Source organism: Enterococcus mundtii (assembly GCF_003957375.1).
GTDB classification, from domain to species: domain Bacteria; phylum Bacillota; class Bacilli; order Lactobacillales; family Enterococcaceae; genus Enterococcus_B; species Enterococcus_B spodopteracolus.
This window is the reverse complement of the sequence record NZ_CP025473.1, coordinates 873,559-893,117: the sequence shown is the minus strand read 5'-3', so window position 1 is coordinate 893,117 and position 19,559 is coordinate 873,559. Positions and strand designations below refer to the sequence as shown.

Sequence of the window (19,559 nt, the reverse complement as noted above, 5' to 3'; positions counted from 1 at the left end):
TCTGACGTATAAGCCGTCATATCAACAAATGGTGTAACGACTTGTTCTGGCCATTCAACACCTTAACCTACACCAAAATCAGGTGTTGTTTTGATTGCTTGTTCTGTTGCAGCACTTTGTTGTTCATTCAAAAACAATGGTGCGACTAGCAAACTGCATAATGCAGCGTCAGCCAATAATTTCTTTAGACGAACATTTTTTTATTAATCTGTTTATCCCCTATCAACAATTTTATCTCGTGCTATGTATTTCCCTCTTACACAACGATATCATAACAAATAAAAACTAAAAATATAACATATTTAAATAATAATAATTTTTTTTATTTTGAGTATAAAAAAAAAAATATATATATAAATACTCGGTTTTTATTAAATAAATGTAAAAAAATATTTTAAATAAACATTTTAAAGACATTTCTGTAATCAAATTAAATCTATCGATCATTTTAATTTTTCCCGTTATAAAAAAACTAAAAACATAAAAAATAACATGATTTAAAAAATAAAACAAAAAATATCGAAACTTAAGGATGTATCCTTAAATTTCGATACCTACTCATTTTATTTTTTGTTTGAATCAGATGAACAAATCTTTGTTATTAATAGCCATTGCCTGTCCAAGTCTCTGTGCTTTGATCATTTTGTTGACCGCCATATGGGTCATAATATTGTTGCTGGTTATACTGATTTGGGTCGTAGTATTGAGAGGTGTCTTCTGAATAGACCGACTGCTGACCATACCCATCGGTGCCATATTGATTGTACGTATCCTGTGAATACTCAGATGTCTCACCGGTTGTGGTATTAGCAGCGGTATCACCTTCACCATTTTCTGAGTCATCATAAAACATCATATAGGCATTATCATTTTTTAAGTTAGGCAACGTATCACTTGGCTTGATCTCTAATTGTTTTTTCAATTGATTTTGGATCGATAATAAGTCATTTTGACCTAGTATTTGGTAGTACACATCATTGATCATCGTGTCTTTTCCTTTTAGCTGATCTTGCTTGATTGTTTGGAAAGCAGAGGTATAATTCGTTGCGATATCTAGCATGTCATCCCAATCCAAATCAGTTGTCACATTGTTACCTGCCGCATCTAAAAGTTTTCGATAATTGCTAACGCCATCAAGACTGACTACTTTATTGACAATTTTCGTCACAACTTCTCGTTGACGTGCTTGTCGGCCGATATCACCTTCAGGATCTTCATGACGCATTCTTGCATATGCTAACCCTGTTTCACCATCAACTGTTTGTTTTCCTTCTGGAACATGGACGCCATCTAGAGTAAAGTCGATTTTATTGTCGATCTCGATCCCACCTACTGCATCGATCAAGTCCTTCATACCATCCAAATTGATTGTGACATAGTGGTCAATAGGGATATCAAGTAATTGTTCAATCGAATCCATTGCCATCTCTACACCACCAAATGCATAGGCATGGTTCAACTTATCGACCGTCCCATACCCGACGATATTCGTATAGATATCTCGATCCAAGCTAATGATCGTTGATTTCTTTTGTTGTGGATTGACGGTCACGACCATCATCGTATCGGATCTTCCTTGTTCTGTTCGCCCAAGGCCTCCTGTATCTAATCCTAATAATAAAACTGAAAAGGGTTCTTGATCATCAATACTTACTTGATCGTCACGTTTTGCTGATACACGATCAGATTGTTTTGAAATCCGATTGACTGTTTGGCTCGCCTCTCCCATAAACTTGATTCCATAAGCTGAAACTCCGCCGATGAGAAGTACGATTATTCCCAATAAAGTCAATATCACTTTTTGCCACCGCTTCATACTACACCTCTATCATACATATTCTTGATTATTCTCTCATACACCTAATCATTCAGCAATCCAACTACTTAATTCTAATAAAACTTTAAAAAATAGTGTTTTTCTTCGTGATTTATATGTATTTTTTTGTAAAATTCTTAATTATCATACCATAGGGCGCATAAACAGAAAAGAAAGAAAGCAATTCTTTTTATACGTTTTATTGGATTTTTATGATTTTTGTTCAATACATAAAAAAAACTAGTTTTTTTAGCTTTGTTTATGCCTTCCTATTATGCATTTCCAGCAAAAAAAAGCGGAGAAATCCGGAAATGAAACAACTTCTCCGTTCTCTCCATTTTTTTAATTTATTATAAGTGATTGTTCAAGTAAATATTATTAAAACAACCTAATAGCTCTCCATATGCGAGAGATCGAAGTATTTTTAGTCATTGCCCCACCGATATTTTTTGATAAAGAGATCAAAGTGAAATTAGAAAGTGATTATCCTTTAACTATCGAATTATTATATGTAAAAATTTTACAAAACCATTTACGTTTTTATTTGAATGTCCTTTTCACAAATGAATTATTGCTGAATCCTGACTTGATTATTCGTACAGCTGAGGCCCCCACCAAAATAATCAGCTATGAAAATGAAATTCCTTATATTACTACCTACAATGATTTTTCTACTTCAGATAATAAGCACTTAGTCCAAAAAATCAAAGAAATTATGTATGGCAATAATCAAAATTAACTCATTTTTCTTATAACACCATTTTTTCCAGAAAGAAAAATAAAGAAACAAAAAGAAGATACGACAAGCCGTATCTTCTTTTTTCGTCAACATGATCTTATAATTTAGATACTTCAGCAGCTTGAGGACCACGCGCACCTTCAACGATAGAGAATTCTACTTCTTGGCCTTCTTCTAAGCTTTTGAAGCCATCGCCTTGGATTGCTGAGAAATGTACAAATACATCGTCTCCGCCGTCTACTGTAATAAACCCAAATCCTTTTTCATTGTTGAACCATTTTACTGTTCCGTGTTCCATAAATATATAGCCTCCAAAAAAGTTCTTGCAAGTAACCCTTGCAAAAACATTATACCGAATTTAGAAAACGCTCGCAAGCATTGCCCCGTTAATTTTCTAAATTCTATAGTAAATGGAAGAACGCTATTTTAGTCTGCGAAATGCTTGTTCACTTCATCCCAATTCACAACATTCCAGAAAGCTTCAATGTAATCAGGACGTACATTTTTGTATTTCAAGTAGTAAGCATGTTCCCAAACATCTAAACCTAGAACAGGTTTCTTGCCTTCCATCAATGGTGAGTCTTGGTTGGCAGTAGAAGTGATTGCAAGTTTGCCATCTTCAAGTACTAACCACGCCCAGCCAGAACCGAAACGTCCTGCCGCTGCTTTTTTGAATTCTTCTTTGAATGTTGAAAAATCGCCGAATGTTTCGTTAATTGCGTCTTTGATTGCTCCTGTTGGCTCGCCACCAGCATTTGGTGCCATGATTTTCCAGAAGAATGAATGGTTCGCATGTCCACCACCATTATTACGTACAGCAGTTTTAATGTCAGATGGAATAGCATCCATGTCTGAAAGCAATTCTTCGATTGTTTTTTCACCTAGTTCAGGATATTTTTCGATTGCTGCATTTAAGTTTGTCACATAAGTATTGTGATGTTTGTCATGATGCAAATGCATCGTTTCTTCGTCGATATATGGTTCTAATGCATCAAATGCATAAGGTAGATCTGGTAATGTGTAAGTCATAAAAAATTCCTCCTCAAATTTGTTGGGTCTCTTTACACTAAAAGAGTAACAAAGTGAGGGGAATTCTTCAATTGTTATGCCTAGTCTTCCAATTTTTTACTGGTTTTTGCTGGTTCTTCGATAATTTCTGTCTTATTGAAAATAAATAATTTGCTAAAGACATAATTTGCCAATACAACTAAGATCTGTGTAATGATTTTAGCGACATAATCATTCATTTCCAAACCATTGATCATCAAGATCATGGCGCCCATGTCTAGTCCATAAGAAACGATTCGGTAAAAAACAAATTTCCCAAATTCGATAAATAAATGCGTATAACTAGGAGATTTGGATCGAAACACCCATACCTTATTGGTGACAAATGCAAACAAAACAGAACAAATCCAAGAAATCGTATTCGATACTGGCATCGATAACTGGAAGATTTGTTGCGCGATTGCATAACTGACGAAGTTGACAATTGTTGCTAATCCACCAAAAAATAGATAGGTGAAAACTTCCCAATATCCTTTACTTTCTAAATAGCTTTTAAATTGAACATAAATCTTCATTTTTCTACCTACCTTATTTATCATTCTTTCCTATCATACTCTATCTGCTAATAATTTTCATCTCTAGGAAACAATGAACGATAAGAATATAACTTTATCTAACGTGAGATAATGTTTTAGAACTCTTGTAATTCATAGCATACTCCGCTAGAATTGCTAGTGATGACAATTCTACAGAAGGAGTAATTATGACAACAAAACAACTAATCATTAGCTCATTTGCTCGATTCACCGAGCTTAAAAATGCTAAAAACGTATCATTTGGAAAATCATTAGTCTATCTTTTATGTTTGAGTGTACTAATGGCATTACCTATTTCTTACCAAATTTTTCAAGTGCTGGACACAATCAAGTCCGATGGTCAAAAAATTGCAGCCGAAATTCCAGATTTTAAGATTCGTGATGGACAAATCGATTCACCAACAAATGAAGGCTTTATTTATCAAACAGATTCGATCATCTTTACCTTTGACCCCGAAGGAAAACGTACCCCTGAAGATATCTCTTCAGATTTGATAGGGAATTTCCTAAGTGTCGGTCTGCTAAAGGATAAATTGGTTCTAGCTTTACCAAATACTGGCACAACTTCGGCATTGTTGAACAATAATCAGTTTGAATTTGAGTATACGAATAATGCCTTAAAAAATCTAACTGGCGAAAAATTACGTAGTACATTAAGTGAAGCAACGATCCCTTTTTGGATCAAAGCATTAGTATTTTTGATCTCCATTTATCCTAGCTTTTTAAATCTGATCATCACTTTACTTATGGCAAATTTTGCAGCTTATGTATACGCAAGATTACGTTTAGCTAAAGTAACTTTTCTTGATTGTCTAAAAACAATGATCTATGCGATATCATTACCCACTGTTATTGCAACGATCCTGATGATCTTTGCACCAACTTTTGATACAACAGCGTTTATTGCATTTGCAGGCATATTCATTTTTGCCCAAGCAGTCAAAGGCTGGCCAAAAATCCAATTACCAAAATAAAAGAATCTCTGGGAGAGGTAGTCACTACACACCTCTTCTAGAGATTCTTCTTCATTTAATAGCCTTCATTCAAATCGATTTCATTTACTTCTAATTCTGCTTTGTCTACGTAGGATTTTAAATTTGTTAGAAAAATATCCATAAACTTCATTTGAAAATGTGGTGTCTGACCTGCAATATGAGAGGTGATCAACACATCTTCTCTTTCCCATAATGGACTATCTTTTGCTAATGGTTCTTCTTCAAACACATCTAAAGCCGCAAAAGCCAGTTTTCCATCGTCTAACGCAGCTATTAAATCAGATGTTTTTACGGAAGGCCCACGTCCTACATTGATGAATAGCGCTTCTTTATCAAAAGCTTCAAATACTTTTGCGTCAAACAACCCTTTTGTCTGATCTGTCAAAGGTAAGATATTCACCACAACTGTTGCTTTCGGTAAGATTTCTTTTAATTTCTCTAATGGATAAGTCTCTTTGAATCCTTCTACTGGATGTCCAGATGTATTGATGCCGATACATTCTAAACCAAATACAGCTGCATGTTGTGCCAATTTTTTTCCAATATGTCCAGTTCCAATAATTAGTAATTTTTGATCTGCCAATGCTTGATAATGGATATCTGATCCTAGCCACTCTTTATGGAACTGCGCTCGTTGGGCTTGGAACAATCCACGAGAATAGCCTAAAATAATGCCCATGGTATGCTCGCTGATTGATTCTACATGGATACCACTCGCATTGGAAAGTAAGATATCTTTGTCAGCGAATTCGTTTAATGGAAGATTATCTACTCCAGCAGAAATCGATTGGACCCATTTTAAGCTGTCAGAAGCGAATATATCCTCTTGATAATCACCATTCCAACCGATACTGATCGCTATTTCAGAAAGTTCGTCGGATGCTACTTCCGTTTGAAATGAATATTCTGGTGCTATTTCTTTGATCTTTTCAATAAATTCTTCACGAAATGAACGTACTGAATAAATTATTTTTTTTGTCATCACACCCATCCTCTCTACTTATCAGTCTAGCTTAATTTCTTAAAAGAATGAAATATGTTGCACTTCATTCCTTGAATGACTTTTTCCTATAATGAACACAGTAAAAGTGGATCAGCGTTTGACTGTCTAAAAAAAGCCTAACAATCCGAAAGTAAGTAAAACTTACTTTTCGTTCGTCAGGCTTATTTTCCTAAAAATCAAAGACTATCTCTCACCTTATACATCTGTTGTTTCTCGGAAACGATACGTTGGTTCCTCTAATTGTGGATCATAATCAACAATCAAATCATATCCTTTGAAGAACCAATCATCGGCTTCATCAATAAAGAATAATAGACCATCGATCGTTTCTTGCTTCATCGGACGTTCCGGTAACTCCACAGACATACCGATTGAAAATCCCTCATGTACTTCTGTTTTGCCATATACTTTCCCAAAAAAACGGATACCATAATTTTCAGGTAAATCTACCTCTGCTTGAAACCATTCTTTTGCTTTGTCCGTTATTGTTAATTGCATGTGATGAGCCCCTTTTTATTGATTCATTTTATCATCAAGTATATCTACATCTTCCGTTTCTCCGATAACAAGTAAATTATCATTTTCACGTACATATTCGTCTGCGGCTGGTGACACTACGACAGAACGATCGAAGCGTCGGATGGCTACCACAGTCAAATCAAATCGCTGTCTGAAATTTAGTTCTGCTAATGTTTTATTAAAGAACTTGGGATTTGATACCCGAATCTCAGCGAGCGAGAATTTGTCTGACAGCTCTAAATAATCCAAAATATTTTTAGAAACAAGATTATGTGCGATCCGTATCCCCATATCTCTCTCAGGATGAACAACGCGATCTGCACCGATCTTTTCAAGAACACGAGCATGATACTCATTTTGTGCTTTGGCTAAGATATTCGGAACGCCCATTTCTTTGACCATCAGTGTCACTAAAATACTTGCTTGGATATCTTCTCCAATTGCTACAATCACATGATCAAAATTTCTGATTCCTAAAGATCGTAAAGTCATTTCATCTTGTGCATTCGCAACCACTGCATGTGTTGCGACATTCATATATTCATTCACTCGGTCTTCACTGCTATCAATGGCTAAAACTTCTTGACCAGCTTCGACTAACGTACGACAGATACTGCCACCAAAACGTCCAAGTCCTACGATTGCAAAATTCTGTTTCACTTTTCTCCTCCTTTTTCCATTCCATTTCAAGTATAGCAAAGCCACTCTAAAAACAAAAGCAACCCTGCTTTTCTTTATGGAAAAGACTCATTTTAATGGAGGATCAAGAGAAGGGCTACTATGGTTGATCATAGCATAGTCCTTGGTGTTTCTACTAAAAAAGTATGCCTATATCAGTAATTATTCCTACAATAGGTAGCCTAAGAATACGTTAACTGAAATAAAGTAAATAAACAATCCAGCAATGTCTTTGATCGACGTAATGATTGGTGCAGATCCAGCAGCTTGATCAATATTCAATTTCAATAAGATAAAAGGAATCAAAAAACCAAGGGCGGCAGCTAAGGTCATTGCAAAGACTAGAGAGATCCCCACAGCTACACCTAACAATGGTATCCCTTGCCACACAGAAGCGACTATTCCAGATACGATCCCTACAACAATTCCTAAACTTAGCCCAATACCTGTTTCCTTCAAAAAGTGCTTGATAAATGTGTTGAGATCAATGTGTCCTAAAGATAATCCGCGAACAAAAACCGTCGATGATTGCGTCCCTACATTTCCACCCATATCCATGATCAACGGAATGAAAATAGCAACAGCAGCCACTGATTCTAACGTTTGTTCAAACTCATCGATTACTAGACCAGCTAACATCCCTGCAACCAATGTGATCGCTAAGAAAGGCAACCGGACTTTCCAGATTTGCCAAAGATTCCCGTTAATCAGTACTGTACTACGATCAGCTTCTACAGAGGCGACGTCTGCTAAACCAGCAGCATTGAACATATCCTCGGTCGTTTCTTGCTCTAAGACATCGATGGCGTCATCCACTGTAACAATACCTACTAATCGTGTTTCTTTATCCACGACGGGAATAGCGATCAAATCTAACTCTTGTAACAATCGTGCAGTTTCTTCCTGGTCTGTATCTGTGGTTACATAAGCGACGTGCTTGATCATGATTTCTTCAATCCGTTGATCACTCTCTGCAATGACTAGATCCTTTAATGATAGTACTCCTTCAATTTTTTTCGCCATATCTGTCACATACAAAATATAGATTGTTTCCATTTCTTTCGCTAATTTTCTGATTTTATGCAGTGCTTCTTCAACAGTCATTTCTTTTTTTATTGAAATAAATTCAGTCGTCATGATCCGTCCGGCCGTCTCATGTTCATAGCCCATCAATCGATTCGTCGTTGCTCGCTCTTCTTCAGAAAGCTCTGCCAATAGTTTTTTAGTCACACTTGCTGGTAGTTCGTAAAATAACCTTACCCGATCATCTGGGGCCATCTCATTCACAAATTCAATCACTCCATCATCCGTAAACGAACGAAGCAAATCTTGTTGGACAGACGGTTCAAATGTTTCAAAGATTTCGAGGGCTTTGTCTTTTGATAATAATCGAAAGACCAGTACTTGCTTATCTAAAGGTAGCCTAACAAATAGTTGGATCAATTCCACTTTTTCGATTGTTGCTAAATAGTTCTTCAATTCTTCAAGCTTTTTTTGCTCCAGATAATTAAGAATCTTCAATTGTGTTTCTAAGTTATTTGTATCATTTAATGTTCTCATCTCGTATTCTCCTTTGTTACATCGTTTTTTCGATATAAACTTGTTGAATAAATTCGTTTAGAAAAACAGGAAGTACATAAAAAAGACGGCTTCCAAAAGAAGCCGTCTCATAAGATCCCATCAAAATGGTATCAATGTTTACCTGAACGAACTTCTCGTCTGAGCTTTAGCACTAAAAGACGTAATTCTGGAAATATGATCCAGATAGCTACGTTAAGCACGCCTTAAGCCGACGTTGCCTGTTATACCCTGTGGCGTCTCTCGACGTTTAAGGGCAGTAGCCTGTGTTCTTTTAGGAGCCTCACCTAACAAGTTTTTATAATTAAACCCTACAGGTAAAATTGGTTTTTGTCAATAAAAGGATTAATATTTGATAAAAAATTGATAAAACAGAAATGATCACTTTACAATCTTTCTCCTGTCACTCCTTCTACAATCCCTTTAGCAATTTGATCCATGTTTCTACGAATATTTTCTACATCACGAGTATTGGTGATAAACCCTAGTTCCGCTAGTCGATAAGGGATACCACGAGAATGTAGTACATTCAAATTCAATAAATCACTTCTCAAGTTGATACCACCGGTATTTTGGACAGCGCCCCATAAACCTACATGTGTGCGGATCACATTAGCAATGGCATAATTTTGTGTCGTATACGAGTTGCCGTTACGATGCGCAATCACATGCCCACCAGTACTAATACCAATCGCTCCTGCATCTAAATGAAATTCTGTTACAGAAGAAAAACTACTACTAATTGTATACGCACCCTGCATTCTACGAGTATCTTGGAACATATCCGCATTTGTATCATAAAAGGTTATACGATTTGTTTTTAAGCGCCCTGCCCACTTTTGTAAATATGGCATAAGTTCATTTCTTGTAAAGTCTCGCTCGTTGATACCGTTATACGAAGCCCCTGGATCTCCTGCACCATGTCCCATTACAAATAGATGATTGATTGAGGTTTGGTAAGGGTTTGACGTAGGTCCTGGCGCTGGTGCTCCTTTTTTAACTAGTACAACTTGGATAGCTTCCATTTGTAATGCTACATTGGACGTCCCAGCGTTTTGACCGTTTCTGGCCCAATCTAACCATCCGAGTTGCGCAGAATGAACTCTATAATAGACATCATAATGTTGACTTAATTGACCAGTTAATCTCACCCTTATCGCTTCAGCTCGTAATTTTCTACCCTCTGTTCCCGAAAGAGCATTATTATTCACATAGTTTTGCCAGCCAATCGATTGGACGTGTGTACTATATTCTATTGTTCCTGGAATAGGTGTGCTAGAGATATTCATTCGTAATGCTTCTAATCTAAAACCACGTCCCACTGTTCCCGCAGTTGCACCATTCATTTGATAACCTTGCCAGCCAATCGATTGACTATGCGTTTGGTAATTAACATTAGGATTTTGTATTGTATCCTTATCATAAAATGCAGTACTAGCTGCTGGTCCAGATTGTCCTTTGGCTACCAGCCTTACTTCCATAGCTTCCATCTGATAACCAAATCCTACACTTCCTGCATTGCCATTATTTTTTGTCCAACCTAACCAACCAAAATAAGCTGAGTGCACACGATAATAAACATCATAGTGTTCTGCTAACTGACCAGTTAAACGTATTCGAATTGCTTCTGTTCGAAGTTTACGATCTGTTGTTCCGGAAATCGCATCATCTCGCACATAATTTTGCCAACCAATAGAACGCACATGACTAGAATATTCAATGGAGCCAGGGATTGGTGTATCTGAAACATTTATTTTTACAGCCTCTAATCTTAATCCTCGATTCAGCGTTCCAGCAGTTGAACCATTTGACTGATAGGATTGCCACCCGACTGACTGACTGTGCGTCTGGTAATTGACATTAGGATTAGGGAGTTTATCTTTATCATAGAAAGCTGTGCTCTGAGTTGGGGCAACTTCTCCTTTTTTGACTAGTTGGATCTGGATAGCTTCCATTTGGTAACCAAATCCTGAACTACCTGCATCTTCGCCATCTTTTGCCCAACCTAACCAACCAAAATAAGCTGAGTGCACACGATAATAGACGCTATATTGTTCACTTATCTCTCCAGTCAAGCGAATCCTAATTGCTTCTGTTCGTAAAGAAAGATCTGTTGTTCCTGATGTAGCACCATTTTTCACATAATTTTGCCAGCCAATCGTTCGTACATGACTACTATATTCAATATCACCATTTAATGAATTATTTGGTAATTGGATTTTAATGGCTTCGATTCTTTTACCTTGACCAATCGTACCTGCAGTAGCACCATCAGCTACGGTACTTTGCCAACCGTAAGTTTGCACGTGTGTTTGATAACTGACGGATGGTTTAGCAACTGCTGCACGATTGCTCACCGTTTGTTCTTGGCGATTCGCTTGGGTTATTGAATCATTGTTATTTTTTTCTACTTGGATGTTGAACTTTCCTAATGCTCTCTCGCCATCTTTTAATAAGACTTCTGTTTCACCTATTGCTTTTGCTGTCACCAGACCCTTTTCATCCACATCAACAATATTTTTGTCTACTGATACCCAATTTGGATTAATAATCTCAGCATTTTCTGGAACGAGCGAATACTCAAGTTGTTTAGTTTCGCCTTGGACCATTTCTATTTTTTCTTCTTTTGGAATAATTGATTCAACGCTATTTTGTTCTAAAAATTTCACGTCCACAGTGATATCTAGTGAGCGATTAGATGTTTCTTCTAAAATTGCTTTTTGTGAAAACTCTACTTGGTAACTATAATTTAGTGCCGAAGGTTCCACAGTAGTAAAAACGGATCCATTGTATTCCCAATTAGTTGAGTTAATATCGATCTTATTTAATTCCGGTTTTAGATTGTCTTGATTGATCACCCATTCACGATCATCTTTTGATGCTTCTGCATTGATCAATTGTTCTTTCCCGTTAAAATAAGTCAAATGATCATTCATCGATAAATCAATTGTTGGCAGTTTATTTTTAGAAATATCAAGGTATGTTAACTCTGAAAGAGCCGAGACATCTACTTGTTCTAACTCATTATTTTGAACTTCCAGTTTTTTTAACTGTTTAAAATATTCGATACCATCCAATGATTGGATATTTCTACCACTAAGATCCAACTCAGTTGTAGCTAACAATTCATCGGATAATACGTTGCTATGATTCTCCTCCATCATTTCAATCAATACTTGACGGAAATTTTGATCTGGGAAATGAACTTCATCAACAGAAATATCTTTAGATGAATTTTCTGCAAAGTTTTCTGTTGTTCCTGTGGTCTCCTCTGTGGGATTAGTACTTTCTATCAAAGGGGTATTAGATGATGTTGCTGTAGTGTCGTTTGTTTGCGAAGTACTTTCTTGTGACGTATTTATTCTATCGTTTATCGATACTGCGTAGACACTTGGCGTGATCGAGCCTGACAGTAATAAGAAACTTAATAACATGCCTATCCATTTTTTTCTCATGACATTCTCCTTTATTTTTTAAATCGAACTTATATTGTCCTATAATATATTAAACTATAAAAAGACCCAAATGAAAAGAACATGATAACAAAGAATTCAAAATAACAAACAATGTAATTTGTAATTAGCAAACACAAATAAATCCAAAGCAAAAGCAATAAACTTTTTGCTTTGGATCAGGGTACTGTTTTCCCTTTTCAATGTGAAAACAAGGATAATTTATGTCCCATTTATACTTAGTAAAAATGTGCTTACTGTTTAGATGATAAGTCACATGTCTACTTACTTTACTAATCCATGCTTGAATGCGTATATGGCAGCTTGCGTACGATCTTCCACTTCTAATTTTGCTAAAATATTAGAAACATGTGTTTTGACTGTTTTCAAAGTAATAAATAATTCGTCTGCGATTTCTTGATTGCTCTTTCCTTCAGAGATCAACATAAGAATCTCATTCTCACGATTCGTTAAATCATCGTGCAAGATTGGCTCATTACGTCGACTCATCTTTTCCATCATTTTCGAGGTTACTTCAGGTTCAAGCACACGTTCACCCCTTTGAGTCGCGCGGATCGCATCGGCGATTTCATGGGCTGTCGATGTTTTAAGTAAGTAGCCTGTTGCGCCAGCTTCAATAGCCGGATATACTTTCTCATCATCAATAAAACTCGTGACAATAATGATTTTTGCTTCTGGCCAATCTTTGAGGATTGCTTTTGTAGATTCGATCCCGTCCATTTCTTCCATGACTAAATCCATTAGAATCACGTCCGGACGAAGTTCCATGGCTTTTTCGTAGCCTTTTCGCCCATCTTCTGCTTCTCCGATTACTTCAATATCTTCTTGGATCGACAAATAGGAAGAAACCCCTAAACGTACCATTTCATGATCATCGACTAGTAATACTTTTATCATTTTTCCGCCTCCTTTATTAAAGGAACTTTAATTTCTACACTTGTCCCTTGTCCTTTGAAACTAATGATTTTTACTGTCCCACCAATACCTGCTACACGTTCTCTGATATTATTTAGGCCGTAGCTACCGGTTTTTGTTTCATTCATATTGAAGCCAGTACCGTCATCGATCACTCGTAATAAAAGATTATTATCGATTTTATGCAGATACACTTCTAATTCATTTGCTTTTGCATGGCGCAACGTATTTGAAAGTAGTTCTTGAACGATCCGAAAGAGATGATCTTCAATCGAATCAGACAAAGTAATATCTTCAATATCCCATTTCAATGCAATTTGTATCTTGTTTTTTAATTCTTTTAATAATTGCTCAATCCCTTGTTTCAAACTTTTTTCTTCAAGGTTGACTGGTCGCAAATGTAGTAGCAATGCACGCATTTCAGATTGTGAAGCATTGATGATATCTGCTACCATCCTTAGTTGTTTACGAAACATTTCAGGCGTATCACTTTTTTCTGCTTGTTCCGTCAGAGCAGACATCATCATCATCGCTGCAAATAATTGCTGGGAAACTGAATCATGTAGCTCACGCGCTAAACGATGTCTTTCTAATTCTAAGATTTCTTCTTTTGTTTGTCCATCAACATATTGAGGTCGACTCGTCAGTATTTGGAGTTCACTTGATACTTCGATCATTTTTTCTTTGATTTTAGTGATTTCTTTTTCAATTTCTTTAACATATATATCGTCAGATGCACTTGGTAAGGAATCATTTAACACTTTTGCTTCATAGTTACCGGAAGAAATTGCCCGCAACTGTTCTTCGATTTTCCCATAACGTGCTTTTTGTAAAAGAGACACAATCAAAAAAACAATTAAACCGACACCTGACGAAATTGCTAGTAAGTGAAAGATCAATGGCACGTATAAAATTCTGGCACTTAATAAAGTACGCCAAAAATGAGTTTGATTACTTGCGTAAAAATAAGTAAAAAAAGAAAATAAAATGACGATAAATGAGGCGATCGAAGCATAAATAGCTAGCATCGGTCGAGAAAGTTTCTCTATCATGCTCGAATCACCTCAATATCCCCAAGTAATGTGTTCGTAATGATTTTTAAACGACGTGGATTTTCATCGTAATCGTTACTATAGATTTTAATCGACTCGTTCTTCAATGCAAATTGTTCTTCTTCAAATTGTACATTTCCTACTAACGTTGCATGTTCGAGACTGATGGCAATCCCTAAAGGAACTAAGATGCGTGTCCGACCGATTCCTTTTCTGACGATAACGATATTATCGTCTTTAGGTAACAAGGTGTTCCCTAAATCGATGATCGTATCTCCTGAAAGTAGAGCGATATTGATATCATCCCATTCATACACATCATTACCAATTCGCTGGTTACCGAATAATTGTTGTTTTTTTCGTTCATTATTGTGGGCCTTCACTTGCTCTGTTTGAACCATAATGATTTGTTTTTTTCGCCAAAAAGCATTTTTTGTTAGATCGATTCCAGAAATCTCTACACCTTTAAGACCAATGAACAAGACAGCAAAGACTGCCATTACCCATAGCGCAGGACTATTGATCAAACTGAAAAAAATAACTAGTCCGCCTAGTACAAATTGAAAATTCTGAAATCCCGATCTCGGTGATTTTCGCAATGCAAGATAGATATTAAAAATACCAAACAAAACTAACAGTAATAATTCAACATTATTTACGATTTGCCAAACGGCAAAGATCAATAGTAAGGCTTCTACTACTATAAAAAAGCGCCAAGAGCTATTCATCGCTATTCTCCTTTCCTTTTCATTCTCTTTTTTATCATACCTATTTTTGTTTCGAGATGCTATAGGACTTTAGATGTAACTATCGCTTTCTACAGCAAAAGGCCTGGGACTTTGTGTCATGGTCCCAGACCTTTTTGTATAGACAAACCAATAATTGATTATCTGTGTCTAAATGTCAACTTATGCTTGCGCGACCTTGACGATTTTTACTTGCATATCGCCACCAGGGGTTGAAATCGTTACTTCATCATTTTTATATTTGCCGATCAAGGCTTGTGCAATCGGTGAATCATTTGAGATTTTTCCTGAGAAAGGATCTGCCTCAGCACTTCCCACGATCGTATACTCTTCTTCTTCACCATCTGGTAACTCAATGAACGTCACTGTTTTACCAATAGATACTTCATCCGAATCAACGCCATCATTGTCAATGATCTGTGCAAAACGGATCATATTCTCGATTGTCGTGATACGTCCTTCTACGAAAGCTTGTTCATCTTTAGCTGCTTCATATTCTGAGTTCTCAGATAAATCACCAAAGCCACGGGCGATTTTGATACGTTCAATGATTTCTCCCCGTTTAACTGTTTTTAATTCTTCTAATTCTTGCTCTAATTTCGCTTTTCCTTCAAGCGTCATAGGATATACTTTTTCTACCATGTATAACTCTTCTCCTTTTTCTATGGAATACCGCAAAAGGTAATCTTTTACGGACTACAGTCCAAAAAAGATTACCATGCTTTTTCTAAAATGTAAATGTTTTTCTAAAAATAAATAAAGTTACAGACAACGCTAAATTTTAATTGTTTACGTATTTTTGTACTAATTCCATATGCTCTTCATATGTTTTTGCAAAATAAACCTCACCTGTAGGGATATCTGCAACAAAATAATAATAATCATTATCTGCTGGTTGAACCACAGCTTGGATAGCTGCTTCACTCGGGCTATTGAACGGTCCTGGACCGTATCCTTTATTTGTATAAAGATTATATGGTGAATCGACTGCCGTATCTTCATAAGAGACAAATTCTTTGTGCTCACCTAACGCATATAAAATAGAAATATCTGATTGTAAAGGCATCCCTATATCAATCCGATTATAGAAAACTCTGGCAATATTTTTACGATCTGATTCAGATACCCCTTCTTTTTCAATCAATGAAGCAAGTGTCATGATTTCTTGAACCGTATGATTTTGCTGCTTGATCGTAGAGAAGTATGGTTGTAACACGGTATTCGTTTTATCGACCATCTGAATGATCAAATCTTTGAGTGACATATCTTTATAGTAATCATAAGTCGCTGGGAATAAGTAACCTTCTAAGCGATACTTCGTGTTTTCTGCCTTAGCTGCACTTTCTAATAAATCAGGAAATTTTTGAGTCAACTCCGTGAAAAAGGCTTCGTTTTTTAGTAGATCTAAAAATTCCTGCTTATCTTTCCCAGTGATTTTTGCTACTCGTTCTGCAATCTGCTCTGCATCAAATCCCTCTGGTATCGTGATTTTTCCATCTGCTACTTCCGTTGGTTCTGAGGTTCCGCCTTCTTGAAGCTGTTTACCGATTTCGTCTAACGTCATGTTAGGGGCTAATTGGTAGAAGCCAGCCTGAAAGCCGGTCATATTTTTAAATTTTGTATAATAATTAAATACAATACCGCTCTTAATAATATGGTCTTGTTCTAAAATCTCTCCGATTTGCTTATTTGAAGAGCCACTAGGGATTTCGATTGAAACCAATTGTTCATTCTCTGGGTCTAAAGGTTTTAAGCCACTATCGATATAGCGATAGACGGTAAAACCAAATACACATCCAATAATTAGCAACGTAAGCGCAATCACTAAAATAATTTTTCCTACGATTTTATCTTCTTTTTTTCGTAGGTCTTTTCGTTTACTGACTACATCTGTCGAATCAGTTGCATTCTTTCGTCGTCGTTTCTTTTCATCTGGATGTTGTTTGTTTTCTGACAAAACAACTCCTCCTTACTATCAACTTCATAACTTTATTCATTATACATGAAATTCAGGCAGAGGTGAATTATTTTTAACAATTCTTATGTCAAAATTGTAAGTAGTAAATCGATTATCTTCGGCTTAAAATAGAAAATAAAATGATTCTTATTTACTAAATAACAATAATCTGCTCATTTTAATCACTAAGCTCTTAGACAGGAAGGATTGATGTACATGAACAAAAAGAAACATTTAAGAAGAAAACATGCTTCCCATTTTTCTTTCTCTCAAAAAATCTGCTTATTCATTTTAGTCGTCACTATTGGAATTATCACTTGGTCTACCTATGAAATGGCCCAGTCAAGAGTATCCGCCTCGATTCAAGTGGCAAACGATTCCCTCGATTTGACCAAAGATGAACAGGTCCTTGCCGATCAAATCGACCATTTGTTACAAAAAAATGATTATGTCGGATCTGTCTTTATTCGCAAAAACAATCGAATGATCCTTGAAAAGGGCTACGGATACGCTAACGAAGAAGCACAGCAACCAAATACTCCATCTTTGTATTATCAAATCGGTTCGATCCAAAAAGCAATGACTGCACTACTGATTCTAAAACAAGTTGATATAGGGAAACTTTCTTTAGATACAAAACTGGCTAAATTTTATCCCCAAATCAATGGTAGCAATAAAATCACGATCAAAGATTTATTATATATGCGATCAGGATTGAAAAAAACAGCTTCTCCGACCGTACCGATGAATGATCAAGAGGTGATCCAGTTTGCCCTAGACCATCTCGAATATACCAATGATCAAAGTTACAAATATGAACCATTGAATTTCACATTACTAACAGGTATTTTAATGAAATTGACCCGTCAGCCATACGAAAAGCTGGTGTATGACCAAATCATCACTCCCTTACAATTAAAACAGACGACCTTCTATGACCAAGTCAAAAACACTTCAGAACACGCAGTCTCTTATCAAATGAGTCCAGACGATGATTATCATCAAGCTTTGACTGAATCTGAAACAGATATACGTAATGAATTAGGAACTGGAAATATCAGTATGTCCGTCTATGACTTGAATGAATTTTTTACAAAAGTATTAAAAGGGCAATTGATTCCAAAAGATTTACTTTTTTCTCTTTGGGGAAAGAATTTGAGTGGGCGTCCATATAATGGTGGGGTCTACAGTGGAAGAGATACAATATTTGCTCAAGGAAACATCAATCGTTTCCATGCGGTATTAGCAATGAAAAAAGATACCTCTGATGCAGTTGTGCTAGAAAGTAATATCCAAGCTGACAAAAAATATAAAACAACTGCCACCGATCTTAGAGATCAGATTTATAAATTGATGGGAAATGATGAATAAGCAATGTGTTGACCTGTCATCTGTGATAATTGAATAAGAATGAAGAAAACCTTGTATAAGCAATTTTGCTTGATACAAGGTTTACTCAGTTGTTACCTAGATATAGAAACTTTATGATTTTGTCGTATTTATTTCTGTTGCTAAATATTTTCTCATGCCATCAAGTATGCTATGTTTGGGTTGGTAACCCAGGGTTGAAAGCTTAGTGATATCAGCTAAAGAGTCGTGGATATCTCCTGCTCTCTCCTCTTGATAATCTAACAGTAATTCAACTTCAAGAATCTGATTGATTGTCTGGATCAAATCAAGTAAAGTTGTACTGTTTCCCGTTCCAACATTGAATTGTTGCCCTAATGCTTTTTTTTCTTTGGAAACAAGTAATAAAGCTTGCACAACATCTTCGACATAGACAAAATCTCTTGATTGACTGCCGTCTCCGAATAAAGTAAATGACGCTTTTTCACCAGCAAGTTGCTTTTTATAGCGATCCACTAGAATCGAGATCACACCACTATATGGCGAATTTGGATTTTGATTTGGACCGTATACGTTGAAGAAACGTACCGCAGTTCCTGGCACATCATACAAGTGACAATAATCAAGTACATATTGTTCAGCGGCAAATTTATCAATAGCATAAGGCGTCAACGGTCGAATAACTGACTCTTCTTTTTTAGGGAGTGTTGGTTCATCTCCATAAACAGCTGCAGAAGAGCTAAATACAATACGCTTTAATTTTGGCTGATACTTACGAATCAACTCAAGTAACATCAAGACACTATCAAAATTCACTCGATGAGTTTCCAATGGCCGTTCAACAGAATCAGCAACACTAGCTATAGCAGCTAAATGAAAGATATAGTCAAATCGGTGAGATTGCAAAATCTTTTCCATTTTTTGCTTATCACTGACATCACCTTCAATAAAAGTGATTTTTTTTGTTTGATCTAAATTCTCTCTATTCCCCATTGATAAATCATCAATAACTACAATATCGTTATGATCTCCTAGATGATTTGCCAATGTTGAACCGATAAACCCGGCTCCACCGGTAATTAATATTTTATCCACTTTATTCACTCCAATTATTTATTAAAAAATATAAACCTATTT

At 36.1% G+C, this 19,559-nt stretch carries 18 protein-coding genes and 1 riboswitch; of the genes, 3 read left to right on the top strand and 15 right to left on the bottom strand.

The window, feature by feature from the left end; translation table 11 throughout:
- Positions 1-601 precede the first annotated feature (601 nt).
- The gene (locus tag CYK55_RS04565; RefSeq protein ID WP_034688465.1) at positions 602-1,816 is read right to left on the bottom strand and encodes an LCP family protein; all 1,215 of its coding nucleotides are present in this window, start codon (positions 1,814-1,816) and stop codon (positions 602-604) included.
- Between the two features lie 403 nt (positions 1,817-2,219).
- Between CYK55_RS04565 and CYK55_RS04560 the strand changes: the two genes are divergently transcribed.
- A complete protein-coding gene (locus CYK55_RS04560) occupies positions 2,220-2,555 on the top strand; it encodes a hypothetical protein (protein WP_241234794.1) in 336 nt (111 codons plus the stop codon).
- A 97-nt stretch (positions 2,556-2,652) separates the two neighbouring features.
- Here CYK55_RS04560 and CYK55_RS04555 read toward each other — a convergent pair whose 3' ends face one another.
- The 3 genes from CYK55_RS04555 to CYK55_RS04545 form a co-directional block, all read right to left on the bottom strand.
- Positions 2,653-2,853, bottom strand: coding sequence for a cold-shock protein (locus tag CYK55_RS04555; protein WP_010735910.1), 201 nt, complete (start codon positions 2,851-2,853; stop codon positions 2,653-2,655).
- Between the two features lie 128 nt (positions 2,854-2,981).
- The gene (locus CYK55_RS04550) at positions 2,982-3,584 is read right to left on the bottom strand and encodes a superoxide dismutase (RefSeq protein WP_126134007.1); all 603 of its coding nucleotides are present in this window, start codon (positions 3,582-3,584) and stop codon (positions 2,982-2,984) included.
- Between the two features lie 80 nt (positions 3,585-3,664).
- Complete coding sequence (locus tag CYK55_RS04545; RefSeq protein ID WP_034688469.1) at positions 3,665-4,138, bottom strand: GtrA family protein; 474 nt, start codon at positions 4,136-4,138, stop codon at positions 3,665-3,667.
- Between the two features lie 188 nt (positions 4,139-4,326).
- Between CYK55_RS04545 and CYK55_RS04540 the strand changes: the two genes are divergently transcribed.
- The gene (locus tag CYK55_RS04540; RefSeq protein ID WP_126134006.1) at positions 4,327-5,133 is read left to right on the top strand and encodes a DUF1189 domain-containing protein; all 807 of its coding nucleotides are present in this window, start codon (positions 4,327-4,329) and stop codon (positions 5,131-5,133) included.
- A gap of 55 nt (positions 5,134-5,188) precedes the next feature.
- Here the strand turns inward: CYK55_RS04540 and CYK55_RS04535 are convergent, their stop codons facing one another.
- The 10 genes from CYK55_RS04535 to mltG form a co-directional block, all read right to left on the bottom strand.
- On the bottom strand, positions 5,189-6,136 hold the full coding sequence (locus CYK55_RS04535) for a phosphoglycerate dehydrogenase (protein WP_126134005.1): 948 nt from the start codon (positions 6,134-6,136) through the stop codon (positions 5,189-5,191).
- A 216-nt stretch (positions 6,137-6,352) separates the two neighbouring features.
- On the bottom strand, positions 6,353-6,655 hold the full coding sequence (locus CYK55_RS04530) for a HesB/YadR/YfhF family protein (protein ID WP_034688475.1): 303 nt from the start codon (positions 6,653-6,655) through the stop codon (positions 6,353-6,355).
- A gap of 15 nt (positions 6,656-6,670) precedes the next feature.
- Positions 6,671-7,336, bottom strand: a complete 666-nt coding sequence (locus CYK55_RS04525) for a potassium channel family protein (protein WP_034688477.1) — start codon at positions 7,334-7,336, stop codon at positions 6,671-6,673.
- A 186-nt stretch (positions 7,337-7,522) separates the two neighbouring features.
- The gene (mgtE, locus tag CYK55_RS04520; RefSeq protein ID WP_034688479.1) at positions 7,523-8,914 is read right to left on the bottom strand and encodes a magnesium transporter; all 1,392 of its coding nucleotides are present in this window, start codon (positions 8,912-8,914) and stop codon (positions 7,523-7,525) included.
- A gap of 144 nt (positions 8,915-9,058) precedes the next feature.
- A riboswitch (M-box (ykoK) riboswitch) is annotated at positions 9,059-9,234 on the bottom strand.
- A gap of 84 nt (positions 9,235-9,318) precedes the next feature.
- Positions 9,319-12,387 (bottom strand): N-acetylmuramoyl-L-alanine amidase, encoded by a 3,069-nt coding sequence (locus tag CYK55_RS04515; RefSeq protein ID WP_126134004.1) that lies wholly within the window; start codon positions 12,385-12,387, stop codon positions 9,319-9,321.
- 282 nt (positions 12,388-12,669) lie between these two features.
- Positions 12,670-13,302 (bottom strand): response regulator transcription factor, encoded by a 633-nt coding sequence (locus CYK55_RS04510; protein WP_010735919.1) that lies wholly within the window; start codon positions 13,300-13,302, stop codon positions 12,670-12,672.
- Entirely contained in the window at positions 13,299-14,372 is a 1,074-nt protein-coding gene (gene liaS, locus CYK55_RS04505) for a two-component system sensor histidine kinase LiaS (protein ID WP_019723158.1), read from the bottom strand. Before liaS ends, CYK55_RS04510 begins: the two co-directional genes overlap by 4 nt.
- Positions 14,369-15,100 (bottom strand): cell wall-active antibiotics response protein LiaF, encoded by a 732-nt coding sequence (gene liaF, locus CYK55_RS04500; protein WP_126134003.1) that lies wholly within the window; start codon positions 15,098-15,100, stop codon positions 14,369-14,371. Before liaF ends, liaS begins: the two co-directional genes overlap by 4 nt.
- Positions 15,101-15,280: 180 nt before the next feature.
- Positions 15,281-15,760: a transcription elongation factor GreA gene (gene greA, locus CYK55_RS04495; protein ID WP_010735922.1), complete on the bottom strand. Its 480-nt coding sequence runs from the start codon at positions 15,758-15,760 to the stop codon at positions 15,281-15,283.
- Positions 15,761-15,899: 139 nt separating this feature from the next.
- Positions 15,900-17,075 (bottom strand): endolytic transglycosylase MltG, encoded by a 1,176-nt coding sequence (gene mltG / locus CYK55_RS04490; RefSeq protein ID WP_034688486.1) that lies wholly within the window; start codon positions 17,073-17,075, stop codon positions 15,900-15,902.
- Positions 17,076-17,291: 216 nt separating this feature from the next.
- Here mltG and CYK55_RS04485 point away from each other — a divergent pair, with 216 nt between their 5' ends.
- Complete coding sequence (locus CYK55_RS04485; RefSeq protein WP_126134002.1) at positions 17,292-18,446, top strand: serine hydrolase domain-containing protein; 1,155 nt, start codon at positions 17,292-17,294, stop codon at positions 18,444-18,446.
- A gap of 111 nt (positions 18,447-18,557) precedes the next feature.
- On the opposite strand, the gene CYK55_RS04480 is transcribed toward CYK55_RS04485, so the two are convergent.
- Complete coding sequence (locus CYK55_RS04480; RefSeq protein ID WP_034688488.1) at positions 18,558-19,517, bottom strand: NAD-dependent epimerase/dehydratase family protein; 960 nt, start codon at positions 19,515-19,517, stop codon at positions 18,558-18,560.
- Between the last annotated feature and the right edge of the window lie 42 nt (positions 19,518-19,559).

Excerpts from the sequence above, each read along its gene's own strand:
- CYK55_RS04565 (WP_034688465.1), bottom strand. The coding sequence starts at position 1,816 with ATGAAGCGGTGGCAAAAAGTGATATTGACTTTATTGGGAATAATCGTA.
- CYK55_RS04510 (WP_010735919.1), bottom strand. The coding sequence starts at position 13,302 with ATGATAAAAGTATTACTAGTCGATGATCATGAAATGGTACGTTTAGGG.
- greA (WP_010735922.1), bottom strand. The coding sequence starts at position 15,760 with ATGGTAGAAAAAGTATATCCTATGACGCTTGAAGGAAAAGCGAAATTA.
- mgtE (WP_034688479.1), bottom strand. The coding sequence starts at position 8,914 with ATGAGAACATTAAATGATACAAATAACTTAGAAACACAATTGAAGATT.
- CYK55_RS04550 (WP_126134007.1), bottom strand. The coding sequence starts at position 3,584 with ATGACTTACACATTACCAGATCTACCTTATGCATTTGATGCATTAGAA.
- CYK55_RS04555 (WP_010735910.1), bottom strand. The coding sequence starts at position 2,853 with ATGGAACACGGAACAGTAAAATGGTTCAACAATGAAAAAGGATTTGGG.
- CYK55_RS04485 (WP_126134002.1), top strand. The coding sequence starts at position 17,292 with ATGAACAAAAAGAAACATTTAAGAAGAAAACATGCTTCCCATTTTTCT.
- CYK55_RS04540 (WP_126134006.1), top strand. The coding sequence starts at position 4,327 with ATGACAACAAAACAACTAATCATTAGCTCATTTGCTCGATTCACCGAG.
- CYK55_RS04535 (WP_126134005.1), bottom strand. The coding sequence starts at position 6,136 with ATGACAAAAAAAATAATTTATTCAGTACGTTCATTTCGTGAAGAATTT.
- liaS (WP_019723158.1), bottom strand. The coding sequence starts at position 14,372 with ATGATAGAGAAACTTTCTCGACCGATGCTAGCTATTTATGCTTCGATC.
- CYK55_RS04560 (WP_241234794.1), top strand. The coding sequence starts at position 2,220 with ATGCGAGAGATCGAAGTATTTTTAGTCATTGCCCCACCGATATTTTTT.
- CYK55_RS04545 (WP_034688469.1), bottom strand. The coding sequence starts at position 4,138 with ATGAAGATTTATGTTCAATTTAAAAGCTATTTAGAAAGTAAAGGATAT.
- liaF (WP_126134003.1), bottom strand. The coding sequence starts at position 15,100 with ATGAATAGCTCTTGGCGCTTTTTTATAGTAGTAGAAGCCTTACTATTG.
- CYK55_RS04515 (WP_126134004.1), bottom strand. The coding sequence starts at position 12,387 with ATGAGAAAAAAATGGATAGGCATGTTATTAAGTTTCTTATTACTGTCA.
- CYK55_RS04530 (WP_034688475.1), bottom strand. The coding sequence starts at position 6,655 with ATGCAATTAACAATAACGGACAAAGCAAAAGAATGGTTTCAAGCAGAG.